Origin of the sequence: Microbacterium hydrocarbonoxydans (genome assembly GCF_000956475.1) — a bacterium.
Taxonomy (GTDB): Bacteria; Actinomycetota; Actinomycetes; order Actinomycetales; family Microbacteriaceae; genus Microbacterium; species Microbacterium hydrocarbonoxydans_A.
Genome location: NZ_JYJB01000010.1, coordinates 184993 through 198450, shown reverse-complemented (window position 1 = coordinate 198450; position 13458 = coordinate 184993). Strand labels below are relative to the sequence as shown.

Annotated in this window: 13 protein-coding genes; 1 reads left to right on the top strand and 12 read right to left on the bottom strand. The window is 69.6% G+C overall.

Annotated features, from left to right (window positions below; genetic code table 11):
• Positions 1-3: 3 nt before the first annotated feature.
• The gene (locus RS84_RS13500) at positions 4-864 is read left to right on the top strand and encodes a hypothetical protein (protein ID WP_045258344.1); all 861 of its coding nucleotides are present in this window, start codon (positions 4-6) and stop codon (positions 862-864) included.
• On the opposite strand, the gene RS84_RS13495 is transcribed toward RS84_RS13500, so the two are convergent.
• The 12 genes from RS84_RS13495 to RS84_RS13440 all read right to left on the bottom strand — a co-directional run bounded on the left by RS84_RS13495 (position 842) and on the right by RS84_RS13440 (position 13399).
• Positions 842-2011: a glycoside hydrolase family 3 N-terminal domain-containing protein gene (locus RS84_RS13495; RefSeq protein WP_045258343.1), complete on the bottom strand. Its 1170-nt coding sequence runs from the start codon at positions 2009-2011 to the stop codon at positions 842-844. The genes RS84_RS13500 and RS84_RS13495 overlap by 23 nt on opposite strands.
• The gene (locus RS84_RS13490) at positions 2011-2667 is read right to left on the bottom strand and encodes an SDR family oxidoreductase (protein WP_045258342.1); all 657 of its coding nucleotides are present in this window, start codon (positions 2665-2667) and stop codon (positions 2011-2013) included. Before RS84_RS13490 ends, RS84_RS13495 begins: the two co-directional genes overlap by 1 nt.
• Before the next feature lie 28 nt (positions 2668-2695).
• Positions 2696-3223, bottom strand: coding sequence for a hypothetical protein (locus tag RS84_RS13485; protein ID WP_045258341.1), 528 nt, complete (start codon positions 3221-3223; stop codon positions 2696-2698).
• Complete coding sequence (locus RS84_RS18740; RefSeq protein ID WP_052676367.1) at positions 3220-4011, bottom strand: hypothetical protein; 792 nt, start codon at positions 4009-4011, stop codon at positions 3220-3222. Before RS84_RS18740 ends, RS84_RS13485 begins: the two co-directional genes overlap by 4 nt.
• A gap of 52 nt (positions 4012-4063) precedes the next feature.
• Complete coding sequence (locus tag RS84_RS13475) at positions 4064-5128, bottom strand: FAD-dependent oxidoreductase (RefSeq protein ID WP_045258340.1); 1065 nt, start codon at positions 5126-5128, stop codon at positions 4064-4066.
• Between the two features lie 43 nt (positions 5129-5171).
• A complete protein-coding gene (locus RS84_RS13470) occupies positions 5172-5612 on the bottom strand; it encodes a GNAT family N-acetyltransferase (protein ID WP_045258339.1) in 441 nt (146 codons plus the stop codon).
• 23 nt (positions 5613-5635) lie between these two features.
• Positions 5636-6271, bottom strand: a complete 636-nt coding sequence (locus RS84_RS19625) for a DUF3349 domain-containing protein (RefSeq protein WP_235281495.1) — start codon at positions 6269-6271, stop codon at positions 5636-5638.
• 10 nt (positions 6272-6281) lie between these two features.
• Entirely contained in the window at positions 6282-6557 is a 276-nt protein-coding gene (locus RS84_RS13460; RefSeq protein WP_045258337.1) for a hypothetical protein, read from the bottom strand.
• Positions 6558-6584: 27 nt separating this feature from the next.
• Positions 6585-7778 (bottom strand): inorganic phosphate transporter, encoded by a 1194-nt coding sequence (locus RS84_RS13455; RefSeq protein ID WP_045258336.1) that lies wholly within the window; start codon positions 7776-7778, stop codon positions 6585-6587.
• A 95-nt stretch (positions 7779-7873) separates the two neighbouring features.
• The gene (locus tag RS84_RS13450) at positions 7874-11218 is read right to left on the bottom strand and encodes an ATP-binding protein (protein ID WP_045258335.1); all 3345 of its coding nucleotides are present in this window, start codon (positions 11216-11218) and stop codon (positions 7874-7876) included.
• Positions 11215-11910 (bottom strand): DUF4194 domain-containing protein, encoded by a 696-nt coding sequence (locus RS84_RS13445; protein ID WP_045258334.1) that lies wholly within the window; start codon positions 11908-11910, stop codon positions 11215-11217. The genes RS84_RS13450 and RS84_RS13445 overlap by 4 nt, the downstream gene beginning before the upstream one ends.
• Positions 11903-13399, bottom strand: coding sequence for a DUF3375 domain-containing protein (locus RS84_RS13440; protein ID WP_045258333.1), 1497 nt, complete (start codon positions 13397-13399; stop codon positions 11903-11905). Before RS84_RS13440 ends, RS84_RS13445 begins: the two co-directional genes overlap by 8 nt.
• Positions 13400-13458 lie beyond the last annotated feature (59 nt).

Here is a 13458-nt window from a genome sequence, read left to right as displayed (position 1 = left end):
GAGGTGTCCTCTCCCTCCCTCCCCCGCGCCGAGTGGACCGCTCGTGCACAGGCGCACCAGGAGCGAGCGGACGCTCTCACCGCGGAGCACCGTGAACGCGCGTCCCGGCGGGAGAAGCATCCGGTGTGGGACTTCCTGTTCACCTACTACGCCTACAAGCCTGCGCAGCTGCGCCGCTGGCATCCGGGTGCGGGCGTCACGCTGAGCGACGCACCCGAGCGCGCGGAATGGCGCTGGTACACCGCCGTCGGCGATGACGTCACTCCCGACGCGGCCGCGTTCGCCGCAGACAAGCCCGAACTCGCCGCGCTCATCGAGCGGATGCTGCGGCGCACCGCCTCGCGACCCGGGCAGTTCGGCTGCTTCGGCCTGCACGAATGGGCGATGGTCTACCGGCAGGACGAGCACCGGCATCCCGTCCCGCTGCGATTGGGCCAGGCAGGCACCGACGCGGTCGTCGAGAGCCACGAGCTGCGGTGCACGCACTTCGACGCCTTCCGCTTCTTCACCCCGGATGCGGTCCCTCGCAACCGCAGTGCGCTGACGCGAGAGGAACAGCCGCTGTTCGAACAGCCGGGCTGTCTGCACGCGGGCATGGATCTCTACAAGTGGGCCATGAAGCTCGGCCCGCTCGTCCCGGGCGAGTTGCTGCTCGACACGTTCGAGCTCGCCCGCGACATCAGGCGGCTCGACATGGAGGCCGCGCCCTACGATCTCTCGGACTGGGGCGTCGTCCCGGTGCCGATCGAGACCACGGACGGCAAGGCCGAGTACGTCCGGCGCCAGCGCGGCTTCGCCGAGCGCGGCGCCGCACTGCGCGAAGCTCTGATCGAGGCCTGGCTCAGCTCGCCCGTTCGCACGTAGGGCACAGCGCCCAGTCGGCGCTCGCCGCCGTGAGACTCAGCCGCAGAGCGAGCACCCGGGTCGCGGCATCGGCCAGGCGGTCGGCGGGAAGGGATCCGCTCCCCACCGCGGCCGCGATGCCTGCCGCCATCTGTCCCGCTGTGTCGGGCGTCGACCCGGCGATCATGAGCACGAGGTCGCTGCCGGCGGCCAGCGCGGCGACCGCATCGGCGACCGGGTCCTGGTACTCGGGGATCCCCGACGAGAGCAGCATGCCGAGATCATCGGTCACGATGACCCCCTCGAAGCCGAGATCCTCTCTGGCGATCTCATGCCAGCGCGCAGACAGCGACGCCGGGGCGGCGTCGACCGCCGTGTACGCGAGGTGGCCGAACATGAGCAGCGATGCTCCCGCCTCGATCCCCGCCGCGAACGGCACGGCGTCCGTCGCACGCCACTGCTCCAGAGACTCATCCGTCGACGGGATCGCGTGGTGGGAGTCGCCAGGTGCTGCGCCATGGCCGGGAAAGTGCTTGAGCGTGGAGGCCAGGAACTGCTCCTGCGCCGTCGTGGCCGCTGCCACGCGCTCCGCGGACGACTGCGGATCCGTGCCGAGCGCTCGGCCGTAGATGAACGATGACGGATCGGCGGGCACGTCGGCGATGGTCCCGAAGTTCACCGAGATTCCCGCCTGCGCGACGAGCGAGGCTCGCGCTGCGAAGGCCGCGGCGGTGGCGCTCGCCGGTTGCGATTTGAGAACCGTGGACGCCGGATATGCGTCTGCGCTCAGGCGCGAGACGATGCCGCCCTCCTGGTCGATCGCGATGAGCGGAGGCAGCGACGGGTCGACGGCGAGAGCCGCCGTCACGGTCCGGAGGTCGGCCGCCTCAGCGGGCACGTTCGCACCCATCAGGATGAAGCCGCCGAACCCCTGCGCCATGTACGCGCTCAGAGCCGCGGGGTCGGTCGTCGGGATGTGGCCCATGATCACGCTCGCGGCCTGCTCGGCCGTCGTCATGCCGGCGACGAGTTCGGCCGCGCGTGCACTCGGCCCGCTCGACTGCGCCGCGACGGCAGGCGGACTCGGCGCAGCCTGAGCGGGTGCGCCCAGTGCCGCGCTCGCGATGATCATCGCGAGCGCGACCGCACCGGCGCGCCGCACGGACATCAGTTCGACAGCGCCTCGGCGATGGGGAGCGAGTTCTCGGCCGTGCCGTTGCCGAACCGGATGGTGCGGCCGATGGTCGCGGGAGAGTCGAGCGCAGCCACGATGACCGCCGCGACGTCGGCACGCGACACCTCGCCTCGTCCCTCGGGGTCGATGCGGATGCGACCGCTGGGGTCGTCGAAGGTGAGGGTGCCCGGCGCGAGGATCGTGCCCTCCAGCTCCGTGCCGCGCAGATGCTCGTCGGCTGCCCACTTCGCATCGGCGTAGGGGAAGAAGTCCGCGTCTTCGGGGATGCCGTGGTCGGCGGTCGACCCGAGCCAGGAGACCAGGAGGTACCGGTGCACGCCCGCGATGGCCGCGGCATCCATGGTCCTGACCGCGGCATCGCGGTCCACCGCGTAGGTACGCTGCGGGTCGCCGCCGCCGGCGCCGGCCGACCACACCACGGCGTCATGGCCGCGGATGATGTCGGCGAGCTCGGCGGTGTCGAGCCGCTCGACATCCGCGACCAGAGCGCTCGCGCCTCCGGCTTCGACATCGGCCGTGTGATCGGGATTGCGGATGACGGAGGTCACCTCGACCCCGCGTTCGACGAGCAGTGGGGCGAGCAGGAGCGCGATGCGGCCGTGGCCGCCGAAGACGATGACACGGGACATGCTCTCAGCCTACGCTCGCGCCCCGACGTCAGCGCGGGCCCTGCGTGCTGTCGATCACGAACGCCTGCGGGTGACCGCGCAGATACCGTACGGTGATCGGCTCGCCCGTCGGTATGTAGGCGTCGCGATCCGGGTAGCCGGCCGGCGTGAAGAAGTTGCTCTCGAGCGTGTACTCGACGCCCGTGGCGGTGGTGAAGGTGACCCAGCCCCCGTCGATCGTCGCCGCTGTCGGCTGGCCGTGCTCGAAGATGTAGGCCCTGGTCACGGGGACGCCCGTGAGGCTCAGGAGGCCGATCACGAGATTCGCGAGCATCGCGAAGGCGAGGGCTCGGAAGACGATGCGCCTGATGCGATCGGCGGTCCGCCCGCGCTGCGGTGCGGTCTCGCGCAGGAGCCCTTCGCGTTCGCGGACGCGCCGCAGCGCGCCGCCTGGCGCGGACCCGACCGCCGACATCGCGAACAGCCCGAGAATCGAGAACCCGGCGATGAACACCATCGCGTAGCCGTGGGAGGCGGGGAAGTTCACCAGCCAGATCAGCGTGTCGAGGATGTTCATCGCCCCTCCTCCTTCTCGATCGTGACCGCAACCGTCTGCGGATCCTCCCGACGGTAGAACGCCCAGAGCGGCGCGCCCACCTGGAAGTGCGACAGGGCCTGCGGGTACGCGAACACGGTCGTCTCGGCCTCCCAGGTCGCAGCTCCCTCCGGTGCCATCAGCACTTTGAGGGCGAGCTCGCTCTGGCCCTCCAGCCGCCGTCCGGTCGGCCGCATCTCGAGAACGGATGCCGGCACCTGCGTGCCCGTCGTCCTCGCCTTGACCAGCCGAGGGTCGATGAGTCCGCGATCGATGCGCCACTGCAGGAGGGCTGCGTGCACGAGCGGATCCGTCACATCGGCGAGTTCGATGGTGTCCTGGTCCGTGAGACTGTAGCGGACCGGCAGCGGCTGACCGACCTGCAGGTCGGCGAAGTCGCTCGCGTCGACGAGCGTCCGCATCTGGGCGACGAACTCATCGCCATCGCGCGGAGTCACCCGGATGAAGATGTCGTACTGCGGCACGTCGTTCACGGTGAGTCCGGTGCGCGAGATCTCGACGATGCGACCCACACCGATGTGCGCTTCGCCGCGCACCTTCTTGCGGCGCCCGAGACCCGACATGGTGCCGCTGAAGGTGAGGATGAGCCCCCACGCGACTCCGATCATGATCGGCGCGCCCAGGGTGTCCTCGCCCGCGAACGGCAGGATCGAGTGGCGCTGGTCCACGCCGAAAAGGCCCTCGCCGGTCCAGACGAGGAGCCATGCCGACAACAGCAGCCAGACGATCAGGAAGACGATGCGGAGCATGTGCTCAGGCTATCGAGCGACGGCTTACCCTACCGATCACGACTTCGGTCTCTCAGTGCGTCGCGGAGAGCTCTGCCGCCAGCATCCGCTGCACGCCCTTCGCCGCTGATCGCCCTGCCCTGTTCGCGCCGATCGTGCTGGCCGAGGGGCCGTAGCCCACCAGCTGGATCCGCGGATCAGCCACTGCGGTGGTGCCGCGCCCGTGGCGGTCGAGCTGGATGCCTCCTGCGGCCGAACGCAGATGCAGCGGCGCCAGGTGGCCGACGGCAGGGCGGAACCCGGTCGCCCAGAGGATCGCGTCCACTCGCTCGAACGAGCCGTCGGCCCAGCGCACGCCGTCGGGCTCGATGCGCTCGAACATCGGCCGACGGGCCGCGTACACGCCGAGCCGCTCAGCCTCCCGCTCCTGGGGACGCAGCATGAGGCCGGTCACGCTCACGACGCTTTGCGGCGGCAGGCCCTGCGCCACCCGCTGCTCGACGAGCGCGACGGCTGCGGCTCCCGCTTCGGGGGTGAAGTCGTCGTCACGCCACACGGGCTCGCGGCGGGTGACCCAGGAGACCTGCGTGAGGGGCGCGAGAGCGCCGAGGAACTGCACGGCCGATGCGCCGCCGCCCACGACCAGCACACGCTTGCCGATGAAGTGCTCGGGTCCGGGATAGTCGACCGTGTGCAGCTGTTCGCCCAGGAACGTCTCCATGCCCGGATAGTGCGGCAGGAAGGGATGGGTCCAGGTGCCCGTGGCGTTCACCAGGGTCTTCGTGCGCCACTCGCGCTCCCCCGCGTGCACGACGAGCACGCCGCCGTCATCGTCCACGCGATCGGCACGCACGGGCCGGACGATCGGCAGCCGGTGCGTCTTCTCATAGGCCGCGAAGTATGCGGGCACTGCGATGTTCGCGCGCTGGGAGTCGCGGGGTGGGGCGGCCTCACCGGGAAGCTCTGCGACGCCGTGCACGTCGCGCATGGTCAGCGCGTCCCACCGGTGACGCCAGGCCCCGCCGGGTTCGTCGTCCGCATCGAGCACGACGTGGCGGATGCCGAGGCGACTCAGATGGTACGACGTCGAGAGCCCGGCTTGCCCTGCTCCGATCACGACGCTGTCGAAGATGTCCACGAGGGGGTCAACGTCGCCGGCTCGCGCCTTGTTCCGCCGGCGATCAGAGCGCGATCTGATAGTGCGTGTAGCCGGTGTGCACGGCCATGCTGTCGTACAGTCGCCGGGCGGTGTCGTTGCCCTCCTGCGTGAGCCAGTACACCTTGGCGCTGCCGTGGTGCTCGGCCCAGCCCTTCACGTGAGCGATGAGCGCGCGTCCCGCGCCGCCGCCGCGCACATCGGGCGCTACGAAGAGATCCTCGAGATAGCAGTACGAGCCCGTGCTCCACGTGGCCGCATGTGTCAGCCAGTGCACGATCCCGATCGCACGGCCCTGCTCGTCGCGTGCGATCGCGCCGTGGAGCTCGGCGTCGTCGACGATCCGACCGAACGTGTGCTCCGTGACGTCGTCGGCGATCTCCGCGTCGTAGAAGGTGAGGTATCCTGCCCACAGCGCCTTCCACTCGTCGTGGTCCGAGGCGGTGATCGCGTGGATGCTCGTCATGACGCCAGCCTATGGGCCGCGCCTCAGACCAGATTCCAGCCCGACTCGGCGAGGCGGGCTTCGACGCGGTGCAGGTCTTCGTCGGAGGGCAGCTCGCCGAGGATCTTCGTCATCAGCACCTGCGCCTCGACGCGCGAGACGACACCGTCCTCCTCGATGTCGTGCGAGATGAGCGCGTCGGCGACCTCGCGCACCTCGTCGTCGTTCAGACGGCGACGCAGCAGCGCGAGGATCGGCACGTAGTCTGTCGAGGGGATGCCGTCGGGGTAGCCGGCCCGCAGCCATGCCAGCGCCCGCTGCACGGGGTTGGCGTGCACCGGCGCCGGGTCGACCGGGTACTCCGCAGCGTGCTGCTGCGCGCGCTTTCGCGCACCGCCGCTGAGCGGCCAGCCCACCGCCGCCAGACGGGCTGCGACGGCCCGCACGTCGTCGTCGCCGGGGCGCTCCGAGGTCACGTGCTCGATCGCCGCCCTGATGTCCCGAACACGGATCGGATCGGCGTCCAGCGACTCGATCCGCGTGATGACCTCCTCGAACTCCTCGCGGCTCAGGGTGTCGCGCAGAAGAGCGAGCAGGGGGTAGTAGTCCTTCGGCGGAACGCCCTCGGGGTAGCCGGCGCGCAGCCAGCGCAGGATCGATGAGACGACGGAGTCGGGCATGTCAGGCTCCTCAGGCTCCGAACAGGGAGATGCCGAGATAGTGGTGCAGGCTCGACCGGGTGATCCACAGGACGCCCGTGACGACCGCAGCGACGACGATCGCGAAGAGCAGGTACGCGACGACGGTGAGAGCCGACCGTCGCTCGGCGCCGTCGAGGTCGCCGGATCCCGCCGCGTGCAGACGCAGGCCGAGGGCGAACAGAGCGGGAAGGCCGGCGCCGAACAGCGCGCCCACGAGCAGCACGCGGCCGGCGGCGAGGGCGATGTCGCTCCAGATGATGTCCATGAGTGCTCCGATTCTCTCGCGTGCGGATCAGGCTGCGGTGGCGGCTGAGGCCTCAGGGACGACCTTGCCGTCCCACTCGGCGTTCACGTTCGAGGCATCGACCTTCTGACGGCGGCTGCGCAGGTACATGTACGCGGAGAGGACGATCAGGAGCGCGAAGACCGTGATCGCGCCGGCGACCCCGCCGATGCCGTTCGCGATGAAGTAGCAGAGCGCGCCGACGATGCCCGCCGCAGGCATCGTGATGAGCCAGGCCGCAGCCATGCGTCCTGCGACGCCCCAGCGCACGACGCCTCCGGGCCTGCCGACACCCGAGCCGAGGATCGATCCCGTCGCGACGTGGGTGGTCGACAGCGCCATGCCCATCGAGCTCGAGGTCAGGATGATCGCGGCCGACGAGGCCTCCGCCGCCATGCCCTGCGGCGAATCGATCTCGACGAGACCCTTTCCGAGTGTGCGGATGATCCGCCAGCCGCCAAGGTAGGTGCCGACGGCGATCGCGAGTCCGCAGACGACGATGATCCAGACCGGCAGGCCGTCGTCCTCGATGCCCTGAGTGGTCAGTGATCCATGGGCGATGAGCGCGAGCGCGATGACGCCCATCGTCTTCTGCGCATCGCCGGTGCCGTGGGCGAGGGAGACGAGGGACGCCGTGCCGATCTGCCCCCAGCGGAACCCGGCCTCGCGACGGCGCTCGGCGACGCCCTTGGTGATCGCGTACACGAGGAAGGTGCCGATCGCGGCGACCACCCCGGCGATGACGGGCGACAGGAAGGCGGGAACGATGATCTTGCCGATGATGCCGGCCCAGTTGATCGTCACGGCGCCGGCGAGGCCGGCTCCGATCAGGCCGCCGAACAGCGCGTGCGAGGAGCTCGACGGGAGTCCGAGCAGCCAGGTGATGAGGTTCCACAGGATGCCGCCGACGAGGCCCGCGAAGATGATCGTCATCGCGGTCTGGGCGCTGAGTCCCTCGACGAGACCGCCGGTCTCGGTCTGGATCTTCAGCACGTCCTTGGTGATGGTCGCCGCGACCTCCACCGACAGGAACGCCCCGACCAGGTTCAGGATCGCCGCGATCGTGACGGCCGCCTTGGGCCTCAGCGCACCGGTGGCGATGGACGTGGCCATCGCGTTGCCGGTGTCGTGGAAGCCGTTCGTGAAGTCGAAGCCGATGGCCGTGACGATCACGAGGATCAGGATGAGGAACTCGCCGGACATGGTGCGAGTCTCGCACCGCTCGCGGCGCCGGGATCCCGTCTTCTGGAAGAGTTCACCCGACGTTCAAACAACGCCGTTCTGAGTGGGAGGACCGCTCAGAGACCGACCTTCAGCTTCGCCCACGAGCGCCCCTGCGTGTCCTTGAGGATGTCGTACTCCACGTCGACGTGGGGCTCTATCGCACTGTACTTGTCGTTGGGAGCGCCGATCACGAGCTGGAAGCCCAGCCCGCGCCAGGCGCCGATCGCGCGCTTGGTGAAGTGCGCGTCGGCCTTGATCAGGGCCTCGTCCATGAAGACGGGCGCATAGCGAGGACGCTCTGCGCCGGCATCCCCCAGCTGATAGCGAAGCGCGGCGCCCACGATGAACGCGATGAGCTCCTGCGATTCGCCACCCGACTTCTCGCCGATGTGGTCGTAGAGCGCCACGTGCTGCTTCGTGTCAGCCGTCACGCGCTCTGCGCTCACGCGCACGTGGTTGCGCACGTCGACGAGGTCGCTGAAGTCCGGGGCGGATCGCCGCAGGTGACCGATCAGGCGCGACATCCTGCGATAGGCGTTCTCGCGCTCGGCATCCGTCGACGCGTTCTCGATGAGACCGCGGACCTCGCGCAGATCCCGGCGGAACCGCTTGCGGGCCTCCGATTGGCTCTCGCGCGTCGTGATCTGCAGCCGGTGATCGTCGTCGTAGAACGGCAGGTCCTGCATGATCCGGTTGATCGGGTCGATGCGCTCGCGGATCTCACGCAGCGATCTCGCCAGCGTCGAGTCGAGGTTGGTGAGGTCGTTGCCCGAGAGGTTCAGCAGGCTGTCGCGCCATTCGCCCTCGAGCTCGTGGAGGCCGCTCGTCTCGAGGGCTGAGAGGATGCTCTCGAAGTCGTCGACGTACAGGTCGGGGTCTGCCAGCAGGTTGGGGTTGTCCCAGCGCTCGAGGAACGTCTGCATGAGCCGCCGCATGCTCTCGCGCTGCTCGCGGTGGGCGTCGACGGCACGCGCGTGGTCCTCGGCCAGCCGCTGCCCTGCGGTGGACAGCGCACCGTCGAAACGGCTCAGCAGAGCGGATGCCGACGCCGAGCTGCCGGTCGGCGCGGCGAACCGGTCGTCGAGGTAGGCGGCCTGCGCCTCGTCGAACACCCGTCCCGCCTCGGCGGCCTCATCCATGAGCTTCTGCCCCGCGTCGACGTCGTCGATGATGTCGCCCCAGGTCGTCTCGACCTGGTTGCGCTCGACCGTCGCCGCCGCGATCTCCTCGCGCAGGCGGGTCACTGTCTTCTTCGCCTTCTCGATCTGCCCGCGCAGAGCGGCGATGTCGGGGTTCGACTCCGCCACATCGGATTCGACCGACAGCCAGCGCTCACGTTCCGCGTGCAGCGATGCGACGTCGATCCGGTCCCAGGTGACGTCGACGGTCCTCGCGTACGCGGCGCGATGGGCGTCGATTCCGTCGAGATCGGCCGCGGCGACATCGAGGCGCACCTCAGCCTGATCGAGCTCGCGGCGTGCGGTGTCGAGCGAGGCGCGCAGCTCGCGGAGCCTCGACTGATTCGAGAAGCCGAGCACGTTCGCCCGTCCGTGACCGCCGTGCGCGCCCTGCTCGCCGCGGGAGATCTGCCCGGTGATCGTCACAGCCTGATCGTGCACGGCGAGTTCTGCGGCGCTGTTCACGCAGACGAAGCCGAATCGCTCCTCGAGCCGCAGCTGCAGCCAGCCGGTGAAGGGCGTGCTGCTGTAGTCGAGCCTGCCAGGCAGAGTGTCGGCCGCTCCCCCGCCTCCTGGACGAAGCCCGGTGTGCACGCCCTGGTAGTTCACCCGCCGCGATGTGCGGACGCTGTCGATCGCGGCGCGGAACCTGTCGAGGTGGGCGACGTCGAGCAGCAGCGTCGTCGCAAAACCGCCGAGCGCGAGGTTGAACGCCTCGCGCCAGGGCTCGAACTCGGTCTTCACCTCGATGAGCTCGCCCACGAACGGCAGCTCGTGCGGCTCGAGACCGGCGGCTGCGGCGAGACGGGCGCGGGACTCGTACAGGTCTGCGGGGATGTTGCCCGTGAACGACGCCGATGCCGCGAGCTCGCGCTCGAGGCGGGTGAGGTCGGAGGACGCCGCGTCCCTGGCGCTGCGCGCCTGCGCCCAGGCGTCGCGTGCGCGACCCTTGGCGTCGGAATCCTCGAGCGCGGCACGCGCGCGGCTGATCAGCGCGTCGAACTGCTCTTTCGTGGTGACCTCGGCGCCCAGCATCCGCAGGTCCTGATCGAGGCGCGCCCGCGCGTCCTCGGCCTCCATGAGACGACGCTCGACGCCTCGGAGCTCGCGCTGGGCTGTCTCCAGCCTGTCGCCGCCGCTTTCGCGAAGAAGGTCACGGAGGCCGTCGTGTTCGGCATCCGCCGCGTCCGCCTGCACCCGCTTCTCGCGGATCGACGCGTCGAGGGCGAGCTTGCGGTCGCGCAGCTCCTCCTCGACGTCGCGCAGCAGCGTCATGCGCCGTTCGGCTCGCCACAGCGACGCCAGCGAGGAGGGATCTGCGAAGACGCCGATCTCGTCGATCAGACGCATGCGCTCGGCCGTGGTCGCGATCTTGGCGCGGAGATCGCGAATAGGCTCGAGTGCTGCGACCTGCTGACGGGCGACAAGCATGCGCTGGCGGGTGCTCTCGAGCTCGTCGAAGTGCACGACCACGGCGTCGGCCGTGCGCATGGTCTCGGGCTCTTCCAGCACGAGGCGCTTGTACAGGTCGTCGACCGTGGTGATCTGCTGGCCGGCCTGGATCCGCGCCAGCAGGCTCATCGCGTTGGATCCGGCACCCGCGGCGCCGATGCCGAGCACCGCGTGCAGCCGCGCCGAGAACTCCCGGTCGGTGCCGACCGGATCGAGCCCGGCTGCTCTGACCGACGCGTCGGTGAGGCGCTGAGTGGCCGCACGCTCGAGAGAGGCGAGGTCGAAGGCATCGTGCACGGTCGCCCGCACGCGCACGGTGTCCTCCAGGATCCGTGCGCCCGCGGGGATGTACCACGCGCGCACGGCGGTGAACCGCGCACCGTCGTGGTCGAGCCAGGTCATCGAGATCGCGGTCCAGGTGTCCTCGCCGTCGCCGCGGAGCACCTGGACCTTCGTGCCCTCCTCGGTGCGCGTCTCGTCGAGCTTTCCACGTCCGTAGGAGAGCACGTTGCGCTGCTCATCGCCGCGCGGGCGTCCGGTGACCCCGCCGTTGGATGCGCCGTTGAATGGTGTGGTGTGCGGCATCATGAGCGCGATGTACGCGTCCATGAGGGTCGACTTTCCGGAGCCGGAGCCTCCGCACAGGAGCGTCGCGGCGGGCGAGAACCTCACTCGGTGCGGGCCGCCGTCGTAGCCTCCCCAGTTCACGAGCTGCAGGTCCTCCGCCACCCACTGCTGGCCGCGGGAGCCCTGCGGGATGAGCCCGAACAGCGTCTCGATCATCGTCATGACAGAACGCCTTCCCGTGCGTCTTGCTCTGTGAGGGCATCCGCCTCACGGCCGAGCGCCGATTCGCGCAGCCAGTCCCGCAGCTCGGTGAGCTTCTGGGCGCTCAGCACGACCTCGACCAGTGGCCCGATGCGGTAACGGCCAGTGGTCTCCTCGCTGATGATGCCGTCGTTCGCCAGCTTGCGCATCGCGTCGCGCACGGCCTTCTGCCGTCGTGAGATGTCTCCGTCGGCATCCGTGAAGTAGCTGAGCACGGTCTGCTCGACGTCTTCGATGTCGATACGAGGCGCCGACTCGCCCGCCACGTTCTCACGTTCGTACACGGTGCGCAGATGCACGAGCACGAGCGTCTCGGAGCGCGTGTAGGGCGTGTCGCGCAGCAGAATCGGGATGTCGAGCTCGTCGACGCGGATCTGCTGCTTGTAGGCGAGACCGTGCTCATGATCGACGATCAGCCGGATGTAGAGGTCGTTCAGGCGCGACTCGATCACGGTCTGATTGTCGAGGAGCGTGCGCCACTCCTGCCGGTTGCGCTCCGCGAGCAGGAATCGGCGGTGCAGGATCAGCGCGAGGGTCCGGCGCACCTCCGGGTCGAGGACTCCCCTGTCGCCGGGGAACAGCTCTGGGAGGTCCTCCTCCATCGAGACGGGCTCGATGAAGCCTCCGTCCGAGGCGAGATCGTGGTCAGTCATCCGCCTGCTCCTTCGCGGCCTGGGCCATTGCGTCGTCCTTCCTCGTGCGCGCGGTCACGGAGCCGAACGCGAACCGGCGCGTGGTGCCGTCGGGGCGCACGGCCTCGACGACCGAGACCTCCTCGCCCTCGGTCATCCCGTTGCGGTGCGCGATCTCCAGCAGTCCGAGCAGATCGACGGGTCGCCGGGTCTCGTCGTCTGCGCCGAGGAAGGCGTCGCCGAGGTCGAAGTCTTCGCCGAGTCCCGCGACATAGGTCTCGAGCTCGGCGTATCGAGGACCGCCCCACGCGCGCGTGTCTGCGTCGACGAAGACCGCGTCGCCGGCGCGGTCTTCGAGCGGCGCGGGAGGCTCGGGAGGACGCACATCGCTCAGCGACTGCCTGAGGTGCCCGATACTCGCGATCGGGAGACGACGCAGCGGCTCGACAGGGGTCTCCGGCGTGTTCGTCTGAGTCCAGGCCTGCAGCCCCGAGATGACATCGCGCAGCAGCTCATCGACCTGACGGTCACGGGCCGGATCGTGCGTGCGCACCTGGGCGGCGATCACGTGCGACGCGCGCCGCTGAGCCGTGAGGACCTCCTGCACCCCGAGTTCCATGCGCCGGCCGATCGTGTCGAGCTCGCTGCGCTGGGCCGCGTCGAGCATGCGCGCGAACGGGCGCCCGAGCAGCTCGTGCAGCTGCTCGGTCAGCGCATCGATGCGCTCGGGGTCGCCGATCACGCGCAGGGCGCCCGCGAACGCCTGGCCCTCGCGCGTGGACTGCATGACCTGCTGCCCGCGGAGCAGGTACTCGCGCAGGACTTCGCCGGTGGGGCGCTCGTCACGGCGGAGATCGCGGATGACGTCGCGCTGCATCGCCTTGATCGACTCGGCGACGCGCGTGAAGTCGGCCGGCAGGCTGCGTGCGAGATGCAGCACGTTCTCTGCTTCTTCGAGCAGCTCGTCATCGGTGATCGGGTCGGCCTCGCGGTTCTCGAGCGCGGCGATCTGCGCGTCGAGAGCAGCCCGCTCGGCCCGCAATCGCGCAAGGCGCCGGGCCGGGTCTTCGTCCGCATCGCCGGCCAGGCGCTCGACCGCGTCGAGCAGTGTGCGCACGCGCGAGTGCGAGACCCGGGTGCTGCCGCCGGTGAGATCGGCGATCTCGAGTGCCCTGACGGCGTGCGCCGTGCATCGGTACACCTCGACGTCGCCCTCGATCTGCTGACCGAGCCAGCCCACCTTGACCCAGTATCGGCAGACCTCGCGGCCGGTCGTCGACGGCAGACCTCGACCGTTCTCCTCGTACCCGGCTGCCCGCAGCTCCGCGAGCATCTCCCCCACCTCGACGTGCGCGTCCGCCACGGCGACCGTCGGACGGTCCGCCGTGAACATGATGCTCAGCGCCGCGATGACGAAGGGCGCATAGCGGCCGTGAAGCAGGTCGAGCGTCGGGATCTTGAACGCGGCGCGAGCGCGGAGATAGGCCGCTTCGGCTCGAGTACCGGTCACACTGCTCCCGAAACGGATGATCCAAGAAAGACATGCCGCCGGAAGACGGCAGCGTCGTC

Coding starts and splice junctions, on each gene's coding strand:
- RS84_RS13495 (WP_045258343.1), bottom strand. CDS start 2,011: ATGTCCGTGCGGCGCGCCGGTGCGGTCGCGCTCGCGATGATCATCGCG.
- RS84_RS13490 (WP_045258342.1), bottom strand. CDS start 2,667: ATGTCCCGTGTCATCGTCTTCGGCGGCCACGGCCGCATCGCGCTCCTG.
- RS84_RS13485 (WP_045258341.1), bottom strand. CDS start 3,223: ATGAACATCCTCGACACGCTGATCTGGCTGGTGAACTTCCCCGCCTCC.
- RS84_RS18740 (WP_052676367.1), bottom strand. CDS start 4,011: ATGCTCCGCATCGTCTTCCTGATCGTCTGGCTGCTGTTGTCGGCATGG.
- RS84_RS13470 (WP_045258339.1), bottom strand. CDS start 5,612: ATGACGAGCATCCACGCGATCACCGCCTCGGACCACGACGAGTGGAAG.
- RS84_RS19625 (WP_235281495.1), bottom strand. CDS start 6,271: ATGCCCGACTCCGTCGTCTCATCGATCCTGCGCTGGCTGCGCGCCGGC.
- RS84_RS13460 (WP_045258337.1), bottom strand. CDS start 6,557: ATGGACATCATCTGGAGCGACATCGCCCTCGCCGCCGGCCGCGTGCTG.
- RS84_RS13455 (WP_045258336.1), bottom strand. CDS start 7,778: ATGTCCGGCGAGTTCCTCATCCTGATCCTCGTGATCGTCACGGCCATC.
- RS84_RS13450 (WP_045258335.1), bottom strand. CDS start 11,218: ATGACGATGATCGAGACGCTGTTCGGGCTCATCCCGCAGGGCTCCCGC.
- RS84_RS13445 (WP_045258334.1), bottom strand. CDS start 11,910: ATGACTGACCACGATCTCGCCTCGGACGGAGGCTTCATCGAGCCCGTC.